The following is a 16,633-nucleotide window of genomic DNA, read 5'->3' on the forward strand; positions in this document are numbered from 1 at the left end:
GACAATTGTCCTACTTCGAAAGATCCAGAACAACCACCGTCGTCTATTGTCCCTATACCTTATGCCTATCAATGCCACTTTGCAGGAGCGAGCTTGCTCGCGAAAATCGTCAACGATAACGCGGGAAGCCTGGAGCTCAGCGGCGCTCTCAGGTTTTTCGCGAGCAAGCTCGCTCCTACAAAGGAAAGGCAAAAGGCAGCAATAGTCGTATTCCGAGTGCCCCGGTTATGTTTGGCCGAAGGCTTGTGTCATGATGATCCGACCGCAGGTTAGTCGTCCTCTTCCTATATGAATAGATCTTCCGCGTTGCTCCTTGCTTTTGTCTTCCTCAGCGGCTGCCAGGCCATGGCACCCGTGCCGCCGGACGCTGCACAGCCGGTGGAAGACAGCACCCCCGTCCCTGAAAAGCCCAAGGTTTATTCCTCGTTCAGCGAAGAAACGGTCTACAGCCTGCTGACCGCAGAACTGGCCGGCCAGCGTAATCGCTTCGATATTGCGCTGGACAACTACGTCACCCAGGCCATCAATACTCAGGACCCCGGTATCTCGGAGCGCGCGTTTCGCATCGCCGAGTACCTGGGGGCCGACCAGGCCGCGCTGGACGCCTCGTTGATCTGGGCGAAAAACGCCCAGGACGACTTGGAGGCTCAACGTGCAGCCGCCGTGCAGTTGGCACGCGCCGGGCGCTATGACGACTCCATGGTCTACATGGAAAAAGTCTTGCAGGGCAAGGGCGACACGCATTTCGACTTCCTGGCACTGTCGGCTGCCGATACCGACCCGGATACGCGCAATGGCCTGATGAAGAGTTTCGACCGCCTGCTGCAAAAGCATCCGAAGAACAGCCAGCTGATTTTCGGCAAAGCCCTGTTGCTGCAACAGGACGATGAAGCCGACGCCGCCCTCAAGCTGCTCGAGCAGAACCCGCCGGAAGACGGTGAAATCGCACCGATCCTGCTGCGTGCGCGCCTGCTGCAGAACCTCAACCGCGGCAAGGAAGCGATTCCGCTGCTGGAAAAAAGTATCAAGAAGTACCCGGACGACAAGCGCCTGCGCCTGACTTATGCGCGGATGCTGGTAGAGCAGGACCGCATGGAAGACGCCAAAGTGCAGTTCGCCAACCTGGTCCAGCAGTACCCGGACGACGACGAACTGCGCTACTCCCTCGCACTGGTGTGCCTGGAAGCCAAGGCCTGGGACGAGGCCAAGGGCTACCTGGAAGAGCTGGTCGCACGCGAAAGCCATGTGGATTCGGCGCACCTGAACCTGGGCCGCATCGCTGAAGAGCGCAACGACCCACAAGCGGCTCTGCTTGAGTACGCCCAGGTCGGCCCGGGCAATGACTACCTGCCGGCCCAGTTGCGCCAGGCCGATATCCTGATCAGCAACGGTCGTACGGATGAAGCGGAGAAACGCCTGGCCGCCGCCCGCGATGCCGAACCGGACTACGCGATCCAGCTGTACCTGATCCAGGCCGAAACCTTGTCGGCCAACAAACAGGGCGAACGCGCCTGGAAATTGCTGCAACAGGCGTTGCTGCAATACCCCGACGACCTGAACCTGCTCTACACCCGCGCCATGCAGGCGGAAAAACGCAATGACCTGGCGCAGATGGAAAAAGACCTGCGCCTGATCATCAAGCGCGACCCGGACAACGCCATGGCCCTCAACGCCCTGGGGTACACCTTGTCCGACCGCACCACGCGCTACGCCGAAGCCAAGGTGCTGATCGAACAGGCCCACAAGCTCAACCCGGAAGACCCGGCCGTGCTCGACAGCCTGGGCTGGGTCAATTATCGCCTGGGCAACCTCGACGAGGCCGAGCGCTTGCTGCGCCAGGCCCTGGAGCGCTTCCCCGACCATGAAGTCGCCGCTCACCTGGGCGAAGTGTTGTGGGCCAACGGCAAGCAACGCGAAGCGCGACAGATCTGGGAAAAATTCCTCAAGGAACAACCCGAAAGCCCTATCCTGCGCAGCACCATCAAGCGCCTGACCGGATCCGAGACCCTATAAGCTTATGTTTTTGCGCCACGTTATCGTTTTCAGTTTCATCGCCCTGCTCGCCGGTTGCGCGGGTTTTGGTTCCCGCGAATCCGTTGAAGGCCAGGGCAACCCGGCACAATGGCAACAGCACAAGGACCAGCTCAGCAGCATCGACGGCTGGCAGATCGAAGGCAAGGTCGGGGTACGCGCGCCGAAAGATTCCGGCAGCGGCACCTTGTTCTGGCTGCAGCGCCAGGATTACTACGATATTCGCCTCTCCGGCCCGCTGGGTCGCGGTGCGGCCCGCTTGACCGGACGCCCCGGGCAAGTGAGCCTTGAAGTGGCTAACCAGGGCCGCTACGAAGCGACCTCCCCGGAAGAACTGCTGGAGCAGCAGATCGGTTGGAAACTGCCGGTCTCGCACCTGGTGTGGTGGGTGCGCGGACTCCCGGCGCCGGACAGCAAAAGTCGCTTGAGCCTCAATGGCGACAGTCGCCTGGCCTCCCTGGAACAGGATGGCTGGCAGGTCGAGTACCTGAGCTACGTGCAACAGAACGGTTACTGGCTGCCCGAGCGCATCAAACTGCACGGCACCGACCTTGACGTCACGCTGGTGATCAAGGACTGGCAACCGCGCAAGCTGGGGCAATAACGTGACAGTCGCAAAACTCACGCTGCCCTCCCCCGCCAAACTCAATCTGATGCTGCACATCCTTGGTCGCCGTGAAGACGGCTACCACGAGTTGCAGACGCTGTTTCAATTTCTCGACTACGGCGATGAACTGACGTTCGCCGTGCGTGACGATGGCGTGATCAAGCTGCACACCGAATTTGCAGGCGTGCCCCACGACAGCAACCTGATCGTGAAAGCGGCGAAAAATCTTCAGCAGCAATCGGGCTGCCCACTCGGCATTGATATCTGGATCGATAAAATCCTGCCCATGGGCGGCGGCATCGGCGGCGGCAGCTCAAATGCCGCCACGACATTGCTCGGGCTCAACCACGTGTGGCAGCTGGGCTGGGACCAGGATCGCCTGGCCGCGCTGGGCCTGACGCTCGGTGCCGACGTCCCGGTTTTCGTGCGTGGGCATGCCGCATTTGCCGAGGGTGTAGGGGAGAAACTGACCCCTGTAGACCCCGAAGAGCCGTGGTATCTCGTGCTTGTGCCGCAAGTATCTGTAAGTACAGCAGAAATTTTTTCAGATCCGTTGTTGACACGTAACTCTTCTCCCATTAAAGTGCGCCCCGTTCCCAAGGGAAACAGTCGAAATGACTGCTTACCGGTTGTAGCAAGGCGTTATCCAGAGGTACGTAACGCTTTGAATTTGTTAGGTAAATTCACCGAAGCAAAATTAACCGGAACTGGAAGTTGTGTGTTTGGGGGCTTCCCAAGCAAAGCTGAAGCTGATAAAGTCTCGGCCCTTCTTACAGAGACCCTTACAGGGTTTGTAGCAAAGGGAAGCAACGTTTCGATGTTGCATCGCAAGCTGCAAAATCTGCTCTAAAAGGAATCGAGTGTTAGGCACTCGTTGCAACAGATACAGGGGCGTCGCCAAGCGGTAAGGCAGCAGGTTTTGATCCTGCCATGCGTTGGTTCGAATCCAGCCGCCCCTGCCATTTTCTAATACTCATCCAGGTTACCCTCAGCCTCTAGGTACTGCGCGTGTCCAAGATGATGGTCTTTACGGGGAATGCCAACCCCGATCTGGCTCGACGTGTCGTACGTCAGCTGCATATCCCTCTCGGTGACATCTCTGTCGGTAAATTCTCCGACGGCGAAATTACAGCCGAGATCAATGAAAATGTCCGCGGTAAAGACGTCTTCATTATCCAGCCGACCTGCGCTCCGACCAACGATAACCTGATGGAACTCGTCGTGATGGCTGATGCCTTCCGCCGCTCCTCAGCGACTCGAATCACAGCTGTAATCCCTTACTTTGGTTATGCCCGTCAGGATCGCCGTCCGCGTTCCGCACGTGTGGCCATCAGCGCGAAAGTCGTTGCTGACATGCTGACCGTGGTAGGTATCGACCGTGTGCTCACGGTTGACCTGCACGCTGACCAGATCCAGGGATTCTTCGATATTCCAGTAGATAACATCTACGGCTCCCCCGTTCTGGTGGATGACATCGAAGACCAGCGCTTTGAAAACCTGATGATCGTGTCCCCGGACATTGGTGGCGTCGTGCGTGCACGAGCAGTTGCCAAATCCCTGGGCGTGGACCTCGGTATCATCGACAAACGCCGTGAGAAAGCCAATCACTCTGAAGTGATGCATATCATCGGTGATGTCGAAGGGCGTACCTGTATTCTGGTTGATGACATGGTCGACACCGCCGGCACCCTGTGCCACGCGGCGAAAGCCTTGAAAGAGCACGGTGCCGCAAAAGTCTTCGCCTACTGCACACACCCTGTGCTGTCGGGCCGAGCGATCGAAAACATCGAGAACTCCATGCTGGACGAACTGGTGGTGACTAACACCATCCCGCTGTCCGCTGCAGCTCAAGCCTGTTCGCGTATCCGTCAACTGGATATCGCACCGGTAGTTGCCGAAGCGGTTCGCCGCATCAGTAACGAAGAATCGATCAGCGCGATGTTCCGATAAGGGTCAGACCTGCGGACCATCCACTGACGAAAAGCGCCCCGCCCCAGCATTCCGCTGGGGCGGGGCTTTTTTGCCCATATCGAGTTCGGCGCTGGTCGCAAACGCCCCTCGATGATGGCTATTTTGGAGATACAACATGAACGATTTTACTCTGAACGCCCAAGCGCGTACTGACCTGGGGAAAGGTGCGAGCCGCCGCCTGCGTCACGCCGCCAACATCCCAGCCGTTGTCTACGGTGGTAACAAGCCTGCTGAATCCGTGACCATTCTGGCCAAGGAAATCGCCAAGCTGTTCGAAAACGAAGCGGCCTACAGCCACGTTATCGAACTGAACGTCGATGGCGCCAAGCAGAACGTGATCGTTAAAGCGATGCAGCGTCACCCTTCCAAGCAGTTCATCATGCACGCTGACTTCGTTCGCGTTGTAGCTGGCCAGAAACTGACCGCTATCGTGCCTGTGCACTTTGTGGGTGAAGAAGCTCCGGTCAAGAAAGGCGGTGTTGTTTCCCACACCACCACCGAGATCGAAGTCAGCTGCCTGCCGAAAGACCTGCCTGAGTTCATCGAAGTCGACCTGTCGAACGCTGAAATCGGCACCATCATTCACCTCTCCGACCTCAAGGCGCCTAAAGGCGTTGAGTTCGTTGCACTGGCTCACAACGACGACAAGGCTGTTGCCAACGTCCACGCGCCACGTGTTGTAGCTGAAGATGAAGCTGAAGAACCCGCTGCAGAGTAATACGCTCTGTAACGAAGGAGCTTGAGGAAACATCGCGGACCGAAACGTAGCGAGAAAGCGGGCGATAACGCGGCGTTTACTCTTGAGTAAATGATGTAATGTTGTCCACTTTCGCCGCACGCTGGTCTGGCGATGTTATCCACAACTCCAAAGGAAGGGCCCCTGTCGTGACTGCCATTAAACTGATCGTTGGCCTGGGAAATCCAGGCGCCGAATACGAACAGACCCGGCATAACGCGGGGGCCCTTTTTGTTGAGCGTATCGCCCACGCCCAAGGCATCAATCTTGTGGCCGATCGCAAATATTTTGGCCTGACCGGGCGCTTTTCGCACCAGGGTCAGGATGTTCGTCTGCTGATTCCCACCACGTACATGAACCGCAGCGGCCAGGCCGTCGCGGCACTTGCGGGATTTTTCCGGATCAAGCCTGAGGAAATCCTGGTGGCCCATGACGAACTGGACCTGCCACCCGGCGTTGCCAAGCTCAAGTTGGGCGGCGGGCATGGCGGGCACAATGGTCTGCGCGACATCATCGCGCAGCTGGGTAATCAGAATAATTTCTACCGTCTGCGGCTCGGCATCGGCCACCCAGGCGTTGCCAGTATGGTTTCAAATTTCGTCCTGGGTCGTGCGCCACGCGCCGAACAGGAAAAACTCGATGCCAGCATCGATTTTGCCCTCGGCGTGCTGCCGGATATCTTCGCCGGTGAATGGAACCGTGCGATGAAAAACCTGCACAGCCAGAAGGCCTGACTTTTACCGAGGGGAAACACCATGGGATTCAATTGCGGCATCGTCGGCCTGCCCAACGTCGGCAAATCCACCCTGTTCAACGCCCTGACCAAGTCCGGTATTGCGGCGGAAAACTTTCCCTTCTGCACCATCGAGCCCAACAGCGGTATCGTGCCGATGCCGGACCCACGCCTGGACGCGCTGGCAGCGATCGTCAACCCAAAGCGCATCCTGCCGACCACCATGGAATTCGTCGACATCGCCGGCCTGGTCGCCGGCGCGTCGAAAGGTGAAGGCCTGGGCAACAAGTTTTTGGCCAACATTCGCGAAACCGATGCCATCGCCCATGTGGTCCGCTGCTTTGAAGACGAGAACGTGATTCACGTTTCCAACAGCGTCGACCCGAAACGCGACATCGAAATCATCGACCTGGAACTGATCTTCGCCGACCTCGACAGCTGCGAGAAGCAACTACAGAAAGTTGCGCGCAACGCCAAGGGCGGCGACAAGGATGCAGTGGTTCAGAAAGGCCTGCTGGAACAGCTGATCGCTCACTTCACCGAAGGCAAGCCTGCGCGCAGCCTGATGAAGAGCATGGGCACCGACGAGAAGGCCGTGATCAAGGGTTTCCACCTGCTGACCACCAAACCTGTGATGTACATCGCCAACGTCGCTGAAGACGGCTTCGAGAACAACCCGCTGCTCGACGTGGTCAAGGCCATCGCCGACGAAGAAGGTGCCATCGTGGTCCCGGTGTGCAACAAGATCGAAGCGGAAATCGCCGAACTCGATGACGGCGAAGAAAAGGACATGTTCCTTGAGGCCCTGGGCCTGGAAGAGCCTGGCCTGAACCGCGTGATCCGTGCCGGCTACGAGATGCTCAATCTGCAGACCTACTTCACTGCCGGTGTTGAAGAAGTCCGCGCCTGGACCGTCAAGGTCGGTGCCACGGCGCCACAGGCCGCCGGCGTGATTCACACCGATTTTGAGAAAGGCTTTATCCGTGCTGAAGTGATCGCTTACAACGACTTCATCCAGTACAAGGGCGAAGCAGGCGCCAAGGAAGCGGGTAAGTGGCGCTTGGAAGGCAAGGAATACATCGTTAAAGATGGCGATGTGATGCATTTCCGCTTCAACGTGTAAATGTTACCTGCGGTTTATACCGCACCTACAGCCGATGCATTGCATCGGCTTTTTTGTGGGCGACTGAATTTCGCTAACGATAAGATTAAAAATTCCATGAATGAGAAATTTGCTCATAAATTTTAAAAATCCAATTGAAACTATCCGATCACAAATCTTAGTGCAAAAACGCTTCTTTAAAATAATTCCCTGCAACGTTAAGCCTCGCCCTACACTTAAAGCGGCCAAACTCGCCCAGTAAGACTTGAACTTTTTTTATTACCTGCAACGTAGATCCCGCGCGCTATTCAACGTCCTAACTAGCTCATGACACTCCAAAAAAATCCTGTTTAACTGAGTTCATATGGAAAGAGCCCTCATTCTGCGGCCACCGCGTTGGAGAAAATCAATATGTCGACGCTCAATCAGAATAGTCTTATAGCAGACATCAACTTCTCTGATTACCCGAGCATCGAAACGACTGTAAGCAACACAGCCGCTCTCGATATAGATATTCTGCTGCTGGGAGAAACAGGGACTGGTAAAGATACGCTGGCGCAACATATTCATCACTTGTCCCATCGTAAGGGGAACTTCATTGCCGTTAACTGCGCCGCCATTCCGGAAAGCCTTGCCGAAAGCCAGTTGTTCGGCGTAAACAGCGGCGCTTATACGGGGGCCATGCAATCCCGGGCTGGATTCGTTGAAGCGGCCCATCTGGGCACCTTGTATCTCGATGAAATCGACAGCATGCCGCTGACGCTGCAAGCCAAGCTGTTACGCGTGTTGGAATCTCGTGGAGTCGAGCGTTTGGGCTCGACCCGGTTCATCCCAGTGGATATGCGCGTCATAGCATCTGCCCAACGCGCCCTGCATGAGATGGTCGAGCAAGGCACCTTTAGGCGCGACCTCTACTTTCGCTTGAATGTCGTCAGCATCCACCTCCCGTCCTTACGGGATCGGCGAGAGAGAATCATCCCTATGTTCCTCGACATGATTGAGCAAGAAGCTGATCACTTCAAACTCGTCTACCCTCCCTCTCCCAGCAGCCACTTGTTACAACAGTTGCTGTGTCACCCCTGGAACGGCAATGTCCGCGAGCTGCGATCTACGGCGAAGCGTTTTGTATTGGGCCTGCCGCCACTCTCAACGAACGTGACCAGCCGGCAGACAATAGAAATGAGCCTGAAAGCCCGCCTGCACCAGATGGAGAAGTCGCTGATCGAGCAGTCCCTTCGTCAAAACAGCCATTGTGTCGACAGTGTGGCGACAGAGTTGGGGGTGGCGAAAAGAACGCTCTATCACCGGATGAAACATTTGGGTGTATCGCTGAGCTGAGAGCACCCGTCGTGCGCCCGGTATAAAAAAGTTACATATTAAAAATCCACCGCTAAATGTGCATGGAACGTATAAATTTTTTGAACCACATAAATTATGGAACGGCTTTGGCGGGGTTCCGGACTACCCAGGCATCGCCGAGTTCAGTGAAACTAACGTTATGTACGGAGAAAAATATGACTTCCCCAATTAACCCCTATGGTTCCTCCTCGTTCGGCGGCTACGGCGGCGGACTATCTGACGCGGACGCACAAGCGGCCTTTAAGCAAATTGACGCTAAAAAGCGGAGGGATGGCATAGAAACCGCGATGGAAAAAGCAGAAGCGGAAAAGACCAACGGTAAAAAAGGCGTCACCGATACTATCCGACTGTCATAAAGTAATGCCTATACACTGTCCCGGCGCGCAGCATCGGGACAGTCACTTCAAACGCAATAACGTCATTGCCAACGACGAATAAGTTTACTCATAGCTTGGAGTAAGGGGAGTTGTATGATCGTAGAAAGCATACGCGACAAGGGTCTCGGTACACTTCAAACGACGCATGACACGCCCGACTTAAGCTCGGATGTAGATTTTTTTAACTCAATGATGCTCCCCTCACCAGTGGCGAGTACTCCCAGCCCTGCACATTCACAGAACCTGTTATCCGAGGCAACAGACACGCTGAACTCCTTGACCCATCGCATGAGCAGGAGCCTGCGCGCATTGGCTAGCAAAGATAAATCTATAGAGGCTCGAAAATACCCGCACCAACTTTCCAATGCAGTGCTGCTTCAGCATATGTTGACGAAGTGCGTTGGTAAAACCGCTCAGAGCATCGATAAAATCAGTAACCTCCAGTAGGTAAACATGAATCGCACGTTGCTTACTGTCTTAACACTGTCTTTCGCACTTCTACTGAGCGCCTGCAGCGACCGTGTCGAGCTTCACCGCCAATTAACGGAACAAGAGGCCAATGAAGTTATAGCGGAGCTGGCCGACAAACATATTCGTGCCACGAAGGTTCCCGCAAAAGATGGCGTTATCGTGGTCGTCAATGTCACCGATATTGCGCGCGCCGTACGAACGCTGGAGGCCGTGGGGCTCCCTCGAACAGCACGCGCTACGTTGGGCGACACCTTTCGTAAAGAAGGCGTGATCTCCACGCCGCTGGAAGAAAGAGCACGCTATATCTATGCCTTGTCCCAAGAACTGGAAACCACTTTATCGAACATTGATGGCGTTATCGTGGCCCGAGTACATGTAGTTCTACCCGAACGCGTTGCTCCAGGAGAACCTGTGCAACCCGCCTCCGCGTCGGTGTTCATCAAACATGATCCGCGGCTCGACCCCGACAACATCAGGGCACGTGTTCGCAGGATGGTTGCCAGTAGCATTCCGGGTATGGCCACGGCGGTCGATAACCCGCAAAAAATAACAGTTGTGTTCGTACCTGCGACAGCCTACCTGGAGCAACAACGTTTGGTTTACTTCGGGCCGTTTCTGGTTCCGGGGGATGACCTGGGTTTTTGGCAAACCAGTGTGACTGTCTCGTTGCTCGCTCTGGTATTCATAGTGTCGGCAGGCATGTTCTGGCAGAGGCGAAAGCAACGTATGACGCCGGCTCGTACACATGGGCCATCCCTTGACGCGTCTGTTCACTCAAGCAATGAGTAATCTCGCATGGACCCAGTGGTGGGCGGCCCCTTGGTTATATGCACATGACGACTGGAAAAGCACAGATATATATACAACGCTTGTAGAACTTCATCGCAGCGGGCTGGTAGTCACAGGCACGCATTACGGTGTCGCTCCCTGCCTGCCCCCCATGCCCGACCCAGCCTTACTTCAACTCGTAATTGCTCCAGCAGCCCAGCTGGACCTGGGGCTGGCACTGGTTGATGGGATCTGCCGTCCTGCCAGTGCAACGGCGTTGGATGAGCACCATCTCCTGTGGTGTAAAAGCCTGTCCAAGGCTCTGCCCCTGGATATCATGCAGGCTGATAATGACCCACTGCGGTTGCTACGCGCATGGATAACCGCTGCTACCTGGCAACGGATCAGACTGCGTTTCCCTCGCCAGCGTGTGCTTTTTTTGGAAGAAAAGCCCCTGATGCTCAATGGCTCGCGTAGCCGTCTCGATACCCTCTGGCATGCAGTGGTCTGGCGAATAGGTGCGCCAAGCCACAGCGACGGCGCTTACGAATCATGGACGCAAGGAGATTAACAATGTTATGTCGGCGCACAATCAACTCACCTGGCGGAGCGCCCCCCTTGGCGGGAAGCCTGATCTCCCGCGAAGCCCTGGCAAGTTATACCCAGGCCGGCGACGTGATAGAGCAGGCAAAGGCTGGGGCCAAACAATTGCTGAGAGAGGCACACGAACAACGCAAAAACCTGCTTGAAAAGGCGGGGCTTGAAATATGGCAGCGTGCCGATGCCCAGCTCAAGCGCTGGGAAGCCGAGCGCCAGGCCTTGTGTGACAACCTCGAACACTACGCCACTTCAATTGCCAACCAGACTATTCAGCTCTTGCTTGAAGAAACGCCCCACATACAACGGATTGGAGCCCTGATCAAGCAACTGCTGGCCTGCCATATTCCTGCGATTAAGGCGACACTGGTTTGTCATCCACATGAACTTGAGACAGTGAGGCAATACCTCGACAGCGGCGGTAATGTTCACTGGACGCTACGCGCGGATAATACGATCAAGCCTCAAACGCTGATATTGAATACCGACGAGGGGGATTTTCGTATTGACTGGATATCCATGGTCAACGCCGTCATGAAAAACGATGAAAGCCTCCCGGTAGAAAGCGGCAGGGACACATTTCATGACATATAAATAGCTACAAATGGAACCATTTCGAAATAAAAGCCATAAAGGAGTACACACCCACAAAGGCATTTCACATGAACTTTTTCGATGGCCTTAAAGACAAGCTTGTTAGAGACGCAAAATTCGTTGACAGGGAAGTAAACTATGCAGCCGAAAACTTTTCAGGTTCAGAAGAAGACACCGCTTTGTTTTACGAACTTATCGCAAAACAGCGTAAAACCGAATATCTCGTCAATGAGCAAACCCGCGTAAATTTCATGTTACTTAAGTCCGGCCTGGACAGCGCACAGTAAGTGAAAAAATCACTTGCGGAGTATTTGAAGAGTGGCTCCGGGGAACTCAGTTTATTCGAGAGCGATGACGAAATTATCTTACGTCACTGTTCCGACGCCATACTGCTAAGTGCTCAACTGACCCATCAAGCGCCGAATAAATCAACGCTGGCAACTTGGATGCGACAGGGAGCGATCAGCCTGGCTCACTATCAGGGTGCGCTCGCTCAATGCCCAGCCAGTGGTGAACTCTGGTTGATTCATTGCTTGTATAAGCCCTGCGACGAGCAGGATTTGCAGCGCAGTATCGAATCTCTGCTCAACCAACGCGATACCTGGCGTGCCACCTTTGCACGCCTGAACAAGCCGGCCCAGCCACTCAGACCTACTTCGCTACGTTCGTTGTTGCGTAATCAGGGAAACACCTATGTATAACAACATTTACAAGCACACCAGCTTGGGCCCCAACCTGTCTGAAACTTCATCCAGACGTCCGCAACTGGCATGCCTGCTCGCGCTCGCCTGCTTGCTCGCCCCGGTACAAAGTGCCTTTGCCGCCATCCCCGCCGAATGGAAAAACACCGCCTACGCCTACGAGGCCGAACACAAACCTCTGCGCGAGGTACTCGAAGACTTCGCCCAGACCTTTGGCACGCAACTGCAGATCGAGGGCCTGCTGGAGGGGGACGTCAACGGCAAGATCCGCGCTAACACCCCGCAATCCATGCTGGACAGGCTGGGCGTCGAGCACCGTTTTCAATGGTACCTCTACAACAACACCCTTTACATCAGCACCCTGGATCAACAGGAGTCCGCACGCCTGGAGGTCTCGTCAGAGACGATTTCAGATCTCAAGCAGGCGCTGACCGATATCGGCCTGCTCGATAGCCGTTTCGGCTGGGGAGAGCTGCCGGAGGACGGAGTGGTGCTGGTTTCCGGCCCCAAACGCTATATCGAACAGATCAAGCAGTTCAGCAGCCAACGCCGCTCGCCGGATGAAAAGCAGAGCGTGCTGAATTATCCGTTGAAGTTTGCCAATGCGGCGGACCGTCATGTGGATTACCGCGGCGAGAAGCTCATCGTCCCCGGGGTTGCCACGATTTTGCGGCAGCTATTGGAACCCCGGTCCACCTCGTCGCTCTCTGGACCGAGCCAACGCCCTACGTCCCAACCAACCCCTCTCACACCCAACGTACCTCGGTTGGCCAATCCGCTGCTGGGGCAAATGTTCGGCGCCAATGGCAATCCAGGGCAGTTGGACCCGGGGCCGACGTTGACCCCGCGCGCCCCGGTGTCCAACAGCCGTATACGCGTCGAAGCCGATGTACGTAATAACGCCGTGTTGATCTATGACTCGCCGGAACGCCAGGGCATGTACCGTGAGCTGATCACTCAGCTTGACGTTGCGCGCAAGCTGATCGAGATCGATGCAATCATTCTCGATATCGAGCGCACGCAGTTGCGCGAATTCGGCGTGAACTGGGGCTTCCAGAACAGCCGCTTTCGGGGCGGCGTGAACATGGCGCCGGGCAGCTCGTCGCAGCTGTCGATCGGAAACCGTGACCGTTTCTACGCTGATATCCGCGCACTGGAAGCCAAGGGGCTGGCGACCATGGTTTCGAACCCTTCGGTGCTGACGCTGGAAAACCAACCGGCGGTGATCGACTTCAACCGCACCCAATACCTCACCCCCGGCAGAGATTACGTAACCATCTTGCCCGTTACCGTGGGCACCAGTCTTCAGGTCGTGCCCAGGGTCACCACCAGCCGCGGCGTCAACCAGCTCCATCTGGCGGTGGATATAGAAGACGGTAATTTCGACGAGAGCAACCCTGACCGCAACCCTGACCACCTTGACGTACGCCGAGGCAAGGTCAGCACCCAGGCCGTGATACAGGAAAAGCGTTCGCTGGTTGTCGGCGGTTTCCATGTCACCGAGAGTGCCGACAAACAAAACAAGATCCCTGTGCTGGGGGATATTCCGCTGTTGGGCAAGGCGCTGTTTTCGTCGACCGAACGCAAGAACAACCGGCGTGAACGCTTGTTTATCCTCACACCGCGGGTCATCGGCGACCAGGACGACCCGTCGCGCTATCTGCCGCAGGCCGACCAGGCCGAATTGCAAGCCGCACTCACGCCACTGGCTAGGCGCTATTCCCCCCATGAGCCGGTGATCAAGCGCAGTGACATCATCAGTACCCTGGCACGCCTGGTCAGCGGGGAAGTGCCCAAGGCCTTCAAAGCAGCGCCGATGCCGCTGGGGCTCAACACCTTGTGCAGCACCCGTGACCTGCTGGCACTCAATACCGAACGCAGCCAGTGGTTCGCCGGCCCGGAGTACAACGTGGCGGTCGTGGTGCTGCGCAATCAGTTCAAACGCAATGTACGTATCGACGAAAAGGAATGCAGCAACTCGCAGACCCTGGCGGTCACCGTGTGGCCGCACGCCTGGCTCAAGCCGGGTGAAGAGGCCGAAGTCTTTATCGCCATGCGTCCCGTGGTGAAGGACGAACACCTCAGTGTGCCGCGCCCTTCCTTGATTACTCCTGCCCAGAAGGCTACGCCATGAAACTCAGACTCTTGTACATGACCCTGATCGGCGCAGCGATGCTCATCACCGGCTGCGTTCCCACCTGCAAAGGTGATTCATGCTCGCGCCCGCAATCGACCAAGGACAAGATGGTGATCTGGTGGCCACCGCAGATGCGTGTCGAGCCCGGCCCCGCCGGCGAGCGGTCGGATTACCAGACGGTATCGCTGGAACGCTGAGGCCTCAACCCATGCCCGACGATCAACGCCAGGTATTCCTGGACTCTCTGGTGAGCGGCAATGCCGCTCACTTGCCACTGGCGCCCGGGATCAAGGTCTGCGCGCTGCAGGTAGGAACGCGGCCGGGGCTGGCCCTGCAGGTGGCTTGCGAAGCCGTGCAGGCCGGGCAACTGCAGCGTGTGTTGGAGCGGCGTTTTGAGCAGGCACTGGCGTTCAATGGCTGTTTTGTCTACCTCGACGCTCAGGACGCCCTGGTAATCTGGCACGCGCTGCCCGCAACAAACAGCGCGCTCGACAGTATCCTCAGCCGGATGCTGTCACTGGCCAATCTGCAAGCCCTGGACAGGGTCTCAAACCGCTGATCAACGCCGCTCAAGCTCCGGCAACTCAAGGGTTTCACGCTTGGCGTCATCATCCAGCTCGCGCAGAGTACGGTAGATGAGTGCCACCGCCTGCAAGGTTTCGCGGGGGATGCTGGCCCCCAGCTTTTTCGTGTAAAGCGTGCGGGCCAGCCATACGCACTGGATCACCGGAACGTCGGCTGCCTTGGCGCGCAGGATCAGCTTGCGGGCTTCGGTATCCGTGCCCTTGCTGACCAGCAAGGGCAGCGGGGTTTTACCCGGGCGGTAATACAGGGCGACAGCGAAGTGTGTCGGGTTGACCACCAGCATGTCGGACTCCTCCAGCTTGGGCAGCTTGACCTTCGGCTCCTCCTGCGCCAGTTGATAAGCCAGCGAACGCCGCTGGCCCTTGACGTGAGGGTCGCCCTCCATGTCCTTGTACTCTTTTACGACCTCCACCTGGGTCATACGCATACGCTTGGCAAAAAAGTGCTTCACCAGCACCAGGTCGATGAGCGCCAGCACCAGCAACATGCCGAGGCACACATGCAGCAGGTGGCGGAATAACGCAATCAACGCCAGGATGTAACTCTGCAGATCACTGTTGGCCAGGTTGATCAACGTACCCAATGAAGGGCGGATCACCACATACAGGATCAGCGAAATGAAGCAGGCCTTGGCGACACTCATCAACAGGTTCATCAACTGCTGGGCAGAGAACATCTGCTTGACCTGGCTGAGCGGATTGAGTCGATTGAAATCCAACTTCAAGGCCTCGGGCGCAAACAGCATGCCGAACTGCATCCAACTGCTGACCAGCTTCGTGGTAATCGCAACGCCGATCATCAACAGGGCGAATGAGAAAAACACCACCAGGCCTTCGAACAGGACTTCTTCCAACGTTCGCGTAAAGGGCTGAGACAGGCGCGACATCGGCAGCAGGATCAATTGCTGGAAACGTTGCAGGCTGGTCTCGGCGGTGAATAGAGCAATCTCGCTGATGGCCGTCAGCACCAGCAACTTTGCAATATCCTGACTTTGCGCGACCTGGCCTTTCTTGCGTTGGTCGCGCAGCTTCTTGGCTGACGCCGGGTGTTTTTTTTCGCCCGAGTCGCTCATGACAACGGCACCTTGAACAAAAATCCGAGCGAGTGTTTAAGGTCGCCCAGCAGGCCCATGCGTCCGACGATCAGGTCCTGCAGCAGCGCAAAGTAGAGCAGCAGAACACCGACGCCTGCCAGGCATTTGACCGGTGGCGCCAACGTACTGACTTGTAACTGCTGACTGTAGACCCCCAAAAGCGCGATGCCGAATTCCAGCAACAGCAACACCGCGATAAAGGGGGCGGCATAGAGCATCATGTGCGTGAAGGTGTCGCCCAGCAGGTCGACAAACAGGCTCATGCCATTCGCCGCTGGCAGCGGGAACCACACGGTGGGAGGCCAGATAAGGTAGCTGTCCCAGATCAACTGGGTCAACGCGCCCAACCCCAGGGTAGTCATCAGCAGGAAGATCGCCAGTTGCTTGAACAAATGCCCCATCGGCGTGGCATCCGGCCCCAGCGAAGGGTTGAGTTGGCCACCGGCCAAAGCGCCGCGCTGGTTGTCCAGCAACGCTCCCACCGCCTCGAACAACCAGAACGGCATGGACAGCAGTACCCCCAGCAACAATCCCAGGGCAACTTCCTTGAGCACCAGCCCGCTCAATACCAACGCCGAGTAATCCCGCCCTTCCAACGCCGCATGGATACCCGGCGCCGGCAGCAGCGCCATGACCATCACAATGGTGGCCCGAAGCCTGCCGCGTATATGTTGAAAACAGAACGCGGCCACAAAGAGGGCGCAGGGATAAATACGCGCCATCCCGATGAGCAGGCTGGGCAGGTACTCAAGATACAACAGCACTGGCGAT

At 56.6% G+C, this 16,633-nt stretch carries 19 protein-coding genes and 1 tRNA gene; 18 read left to right on the forward strand and 2 right to left on the reverse strand.

Annotation, left to right across the window (positions count from 1 at the left end; translation table 11 throughout):
- The first annotated feature begins 288 nt into the window (after window positions 1–288).
- The 18 genes from BFP90_RS09465 (at window position 289) to BFP90_RS09550 (ending at window position 14,743) form a co-directional block, all read left to right on the forward strand.
- Complete coding sequence (locus BFP90_RS09465) at window positions 289–2,013, forward strand: tetratricopeptide repeat protein (protein ID WP_065896522.1); 1,725 nt, start codon at window positions 289–291, stop codon at window positions 2,011–2,013.
- A gap of 4 nt (window positions 2,014–2,017) precedes the next feature.
- Window positions 2,018–2,635 (forward strand): lipoprotein insertase outer membrane protein LolB, encoded by a 618-nt coding sequence (gene lolB, locus BFP90_RS09470; protein WP_065891723.1) that lies wholly within the window; start codon window positions 2,018–2,020, stop codon window positions 2,633–2,635.
- A gap of 49 nt (window positions 2,636–2,684) precedes the next feature.
- Window positions 2,685–3,488 carry a 4-(cytidine 5'-diphospho)-2-C-methyl-D-erythritol kinase gene (gene ispE / locus BFP90_RS09475; RefSeq protein WP_240997008.1) on the forward strand — a complete coding sequence of 268 codons (804 nt, stop codon included), beginning with the start codon at window positions 2,685–2,687 and terminating at the stop codon, window positions 3,486–3,488.
- 37 nt (window positions 3,489–3,525) lie between these two features.
- Window positions 3,526–3,600 (forward strand) — tRNA-Gln (locus tag BFP90_RS09480).
- 46 nt (window positions 3,601–3,646) lie between these two features.
- Window positions 3,647–4,588 carry a ribose-phosphate pyrophosphokinase gene (locus tag BFP90_RS09485; protein ID WP_003208392.1) on the forward strand — a complete coding sequence of 314 codons (942 nt, stop codon included), beginning with the start codon at window positions 3,647–3,649 and terminating at the stop codon, window positions 4,586–4,588.
- Between the two features lie 136 nt (window positions 4,589–4,724).
- Window positions 4,725–5,327 (forward strand): 50S ribosomal protein L25/general stress protein Ctc, encoded by a 603-nt coding sequence (locus tag BFP90_RS09490; RefSeq protein WP_065888041.1) that lies wholly within the window; start codon window positions 4,725–4,727, stop codon window positions 5,325–5,327.
- A gap of 167 nt (window positions 5,328–5,494) precedes the next feature.
- Entirely contained in the window at window positions 5,495–6,079 is a 585-nt protein-coding gene (gene pth, locus BFP90_RS09495) for an aminoacyl-tRNA hydrolase (RefSeq protein WP_003188350.1), read from the forward strand.
- A 21-nt stretch (window positions 6,080–6,100) separates the two neighbouring features.
- Complete coding sequence (gene ychF, locus BFP90_RS09500; protein ID WP_065891725.1) at window positions 6,101–7,201, forward strand: redox-regulated ATPase YchF; 1,101 nt, start codon at window positions 6,101–6,103, stop codon at window positions 7,199–7,201.
- A 390-nt stretch (window positions 7,202–7,591) separates the two neighbouring features.
- Window positions 7,592–8,518, forward strand: a complete 927-nt coding sequence (locus tag BFP90_RS09505) for a sigma 54-interacting transcriptional regulator (protein WP_065891726.1) — start codon at window positions 7,592–7,594, stop codon at window positions 8,516–8,518.
- A 176-nt stretch (window positions 8,519–8,694) separates the two neighbouring features.
- On the forward strand, window positions 8,695–8,895 hold the full coding sequence (locus BFP90_RS09510; protein WP_065888045.1) for a hypothetical protein: 201 nt from the start codon (window positions 8,695–8,697) through the stop codon (window positions 8,893–8,895).
- Window positions 8,896–9,009: 114 nt separating this feature from the next.
- Window positions 9,010–9,363: an EscI/YscI/HrpB family type III secretion system inner rod protein gene (locus BFP90_RS29540; protein ID WP_122462764.1), complete on the forward strand. Its 354-nt coding sequence runs from the start codon at window positions 9,010–9,012 to the stop codon at window positions 9,361–9,363.
- A 6-nt stretch (window positions 9,364–9,369) separates the two neighbouring features.
- Window positions 9,370–10,176 (forward strand): type III secretion system inner membrane ring lipoprotein SctJ, encoded by an 807-nt coding sequence (gene sctJ / locus BFP90_RS09520; protein WP_065891728.1) that lies wholly within the window; start codon window positions 9,370–9,372, stop codon window positions 10,174–10,176.
- A gap of 552 nt (window positions 10,177–10,728) precedes the next feature.
- Window positions 10,729–11,346 carry a type III secretion system stator protein SctL gene (gene sctL, locus BFP90_RS09530; protein WP_065896523.1) on the forward strand — a complete coding sequence of 206 codons (618 nt, stop codon included), beginning with the start codon at window positions 10,729–10,731 and terminating at the stop codon, window positions 11,344–11,346.
- A 68-nt stretch (window positions 11,347–11,414) separates the two neighbouring features.
- On the forward strand, window positions 11,415–11,633 hold the full coding sequence (locus tag BFP90_RS09535) for a hypothetical protein (protein WP_065888049.1): 219 nt from the start codon (window positions 11,415–11,417) through the stop codon (window positions 11,631–11,633).
- A complete protein-coding gene (locus BFP90_RS27220; protein WP_083203197.1) occupies window positions 11,634–12,047 on the forward strand; it encodes a hypothetical protein in 414 nt (137 codons plus the stop codon).
- Window positions 12,040–14,181: a type III secretion system outer membrane ring subunit SctC gene (gene sctC, locus BFP90_RS09540; protein ID WP_065896524.1), complete on the forward strand. Its 2,142-nt coding sequence runs from the start codon at window positions 12,040–12,042 to the stop codon at window positions 14,179–14,181. Before BFP90_RS27220 ends, sctC begins: the two co-directional genes overlap by 8 nt.
- Window positions 14,178–14,381, forward strand: a complete 204-nt coding sequence (gene hrpT, locus BFP90_RS09545; RefSeq protein ID WP_065888051.1) for an HrpT family type III secretion system protein — start codon at window positions 14,178–14,180, stop codon at window positions 14,379–14,381. The genes sctC and hrpT overlap by 4 nt, the downstream gene beginning before the upstream one ends.
- Before the next feature lie 11 nt (window positions 14,382–14,392).
- The gene (locus tag BFP90_RS09550) at window positions 14,393–14,743 is read left to right on the forward strand and encodes a transcriptional regulator (RefSeq protein ID WP_065891733.1); all 351 of its coding nucleotides are present in this window, start codon (window positions 14,393–14,395) and stop codon (window positions 14,741–14,743) included.
- On the opposite strand, the gene sctU is transcribed toward BFP90_RS09550, so the two are convergent.
- Together sctU and sctT are read right to left on the reverse strand one after the other, a co-directional pair.
- Entirely contained in the window at window positions 14,744–15,841 is a 1,098-nt protein-coding gene (gene sctU / locus BFP90_RS09555) for a type III secretion system export apparatus subunit SctU (protein ID WP_065891734.1), read from the reverse strand.
- Window positions 15,838–16,626 (reverse strand): type III secretion system export apparatus subunit SctT, encoded by a 789-nt coding sequence (sctT, locus tag BFP90_RS09560; RefSeq protein ID WP_065896525.1) that lies wholly within the window; start codon window positions 16,624–16,626, stop codon window positions 15,838–15,840. The genes sctU and sctT overlap by 4 nt, the downstream gene beginning before the upstream one ends.
- Window positions 16,627–16,633: the final 7 nt, after the last annotated feature.

The organism is Pseudomonas sp. 24 E 13, assembly GCF_900004715.1.
GTDB lineage: Bacteria > Pseudomonadota > Gammaproteobacteria > Pseudomonadales > Pseudomonadaceae > Aquipseudomonas > Aquipseudomonas orientalis_A.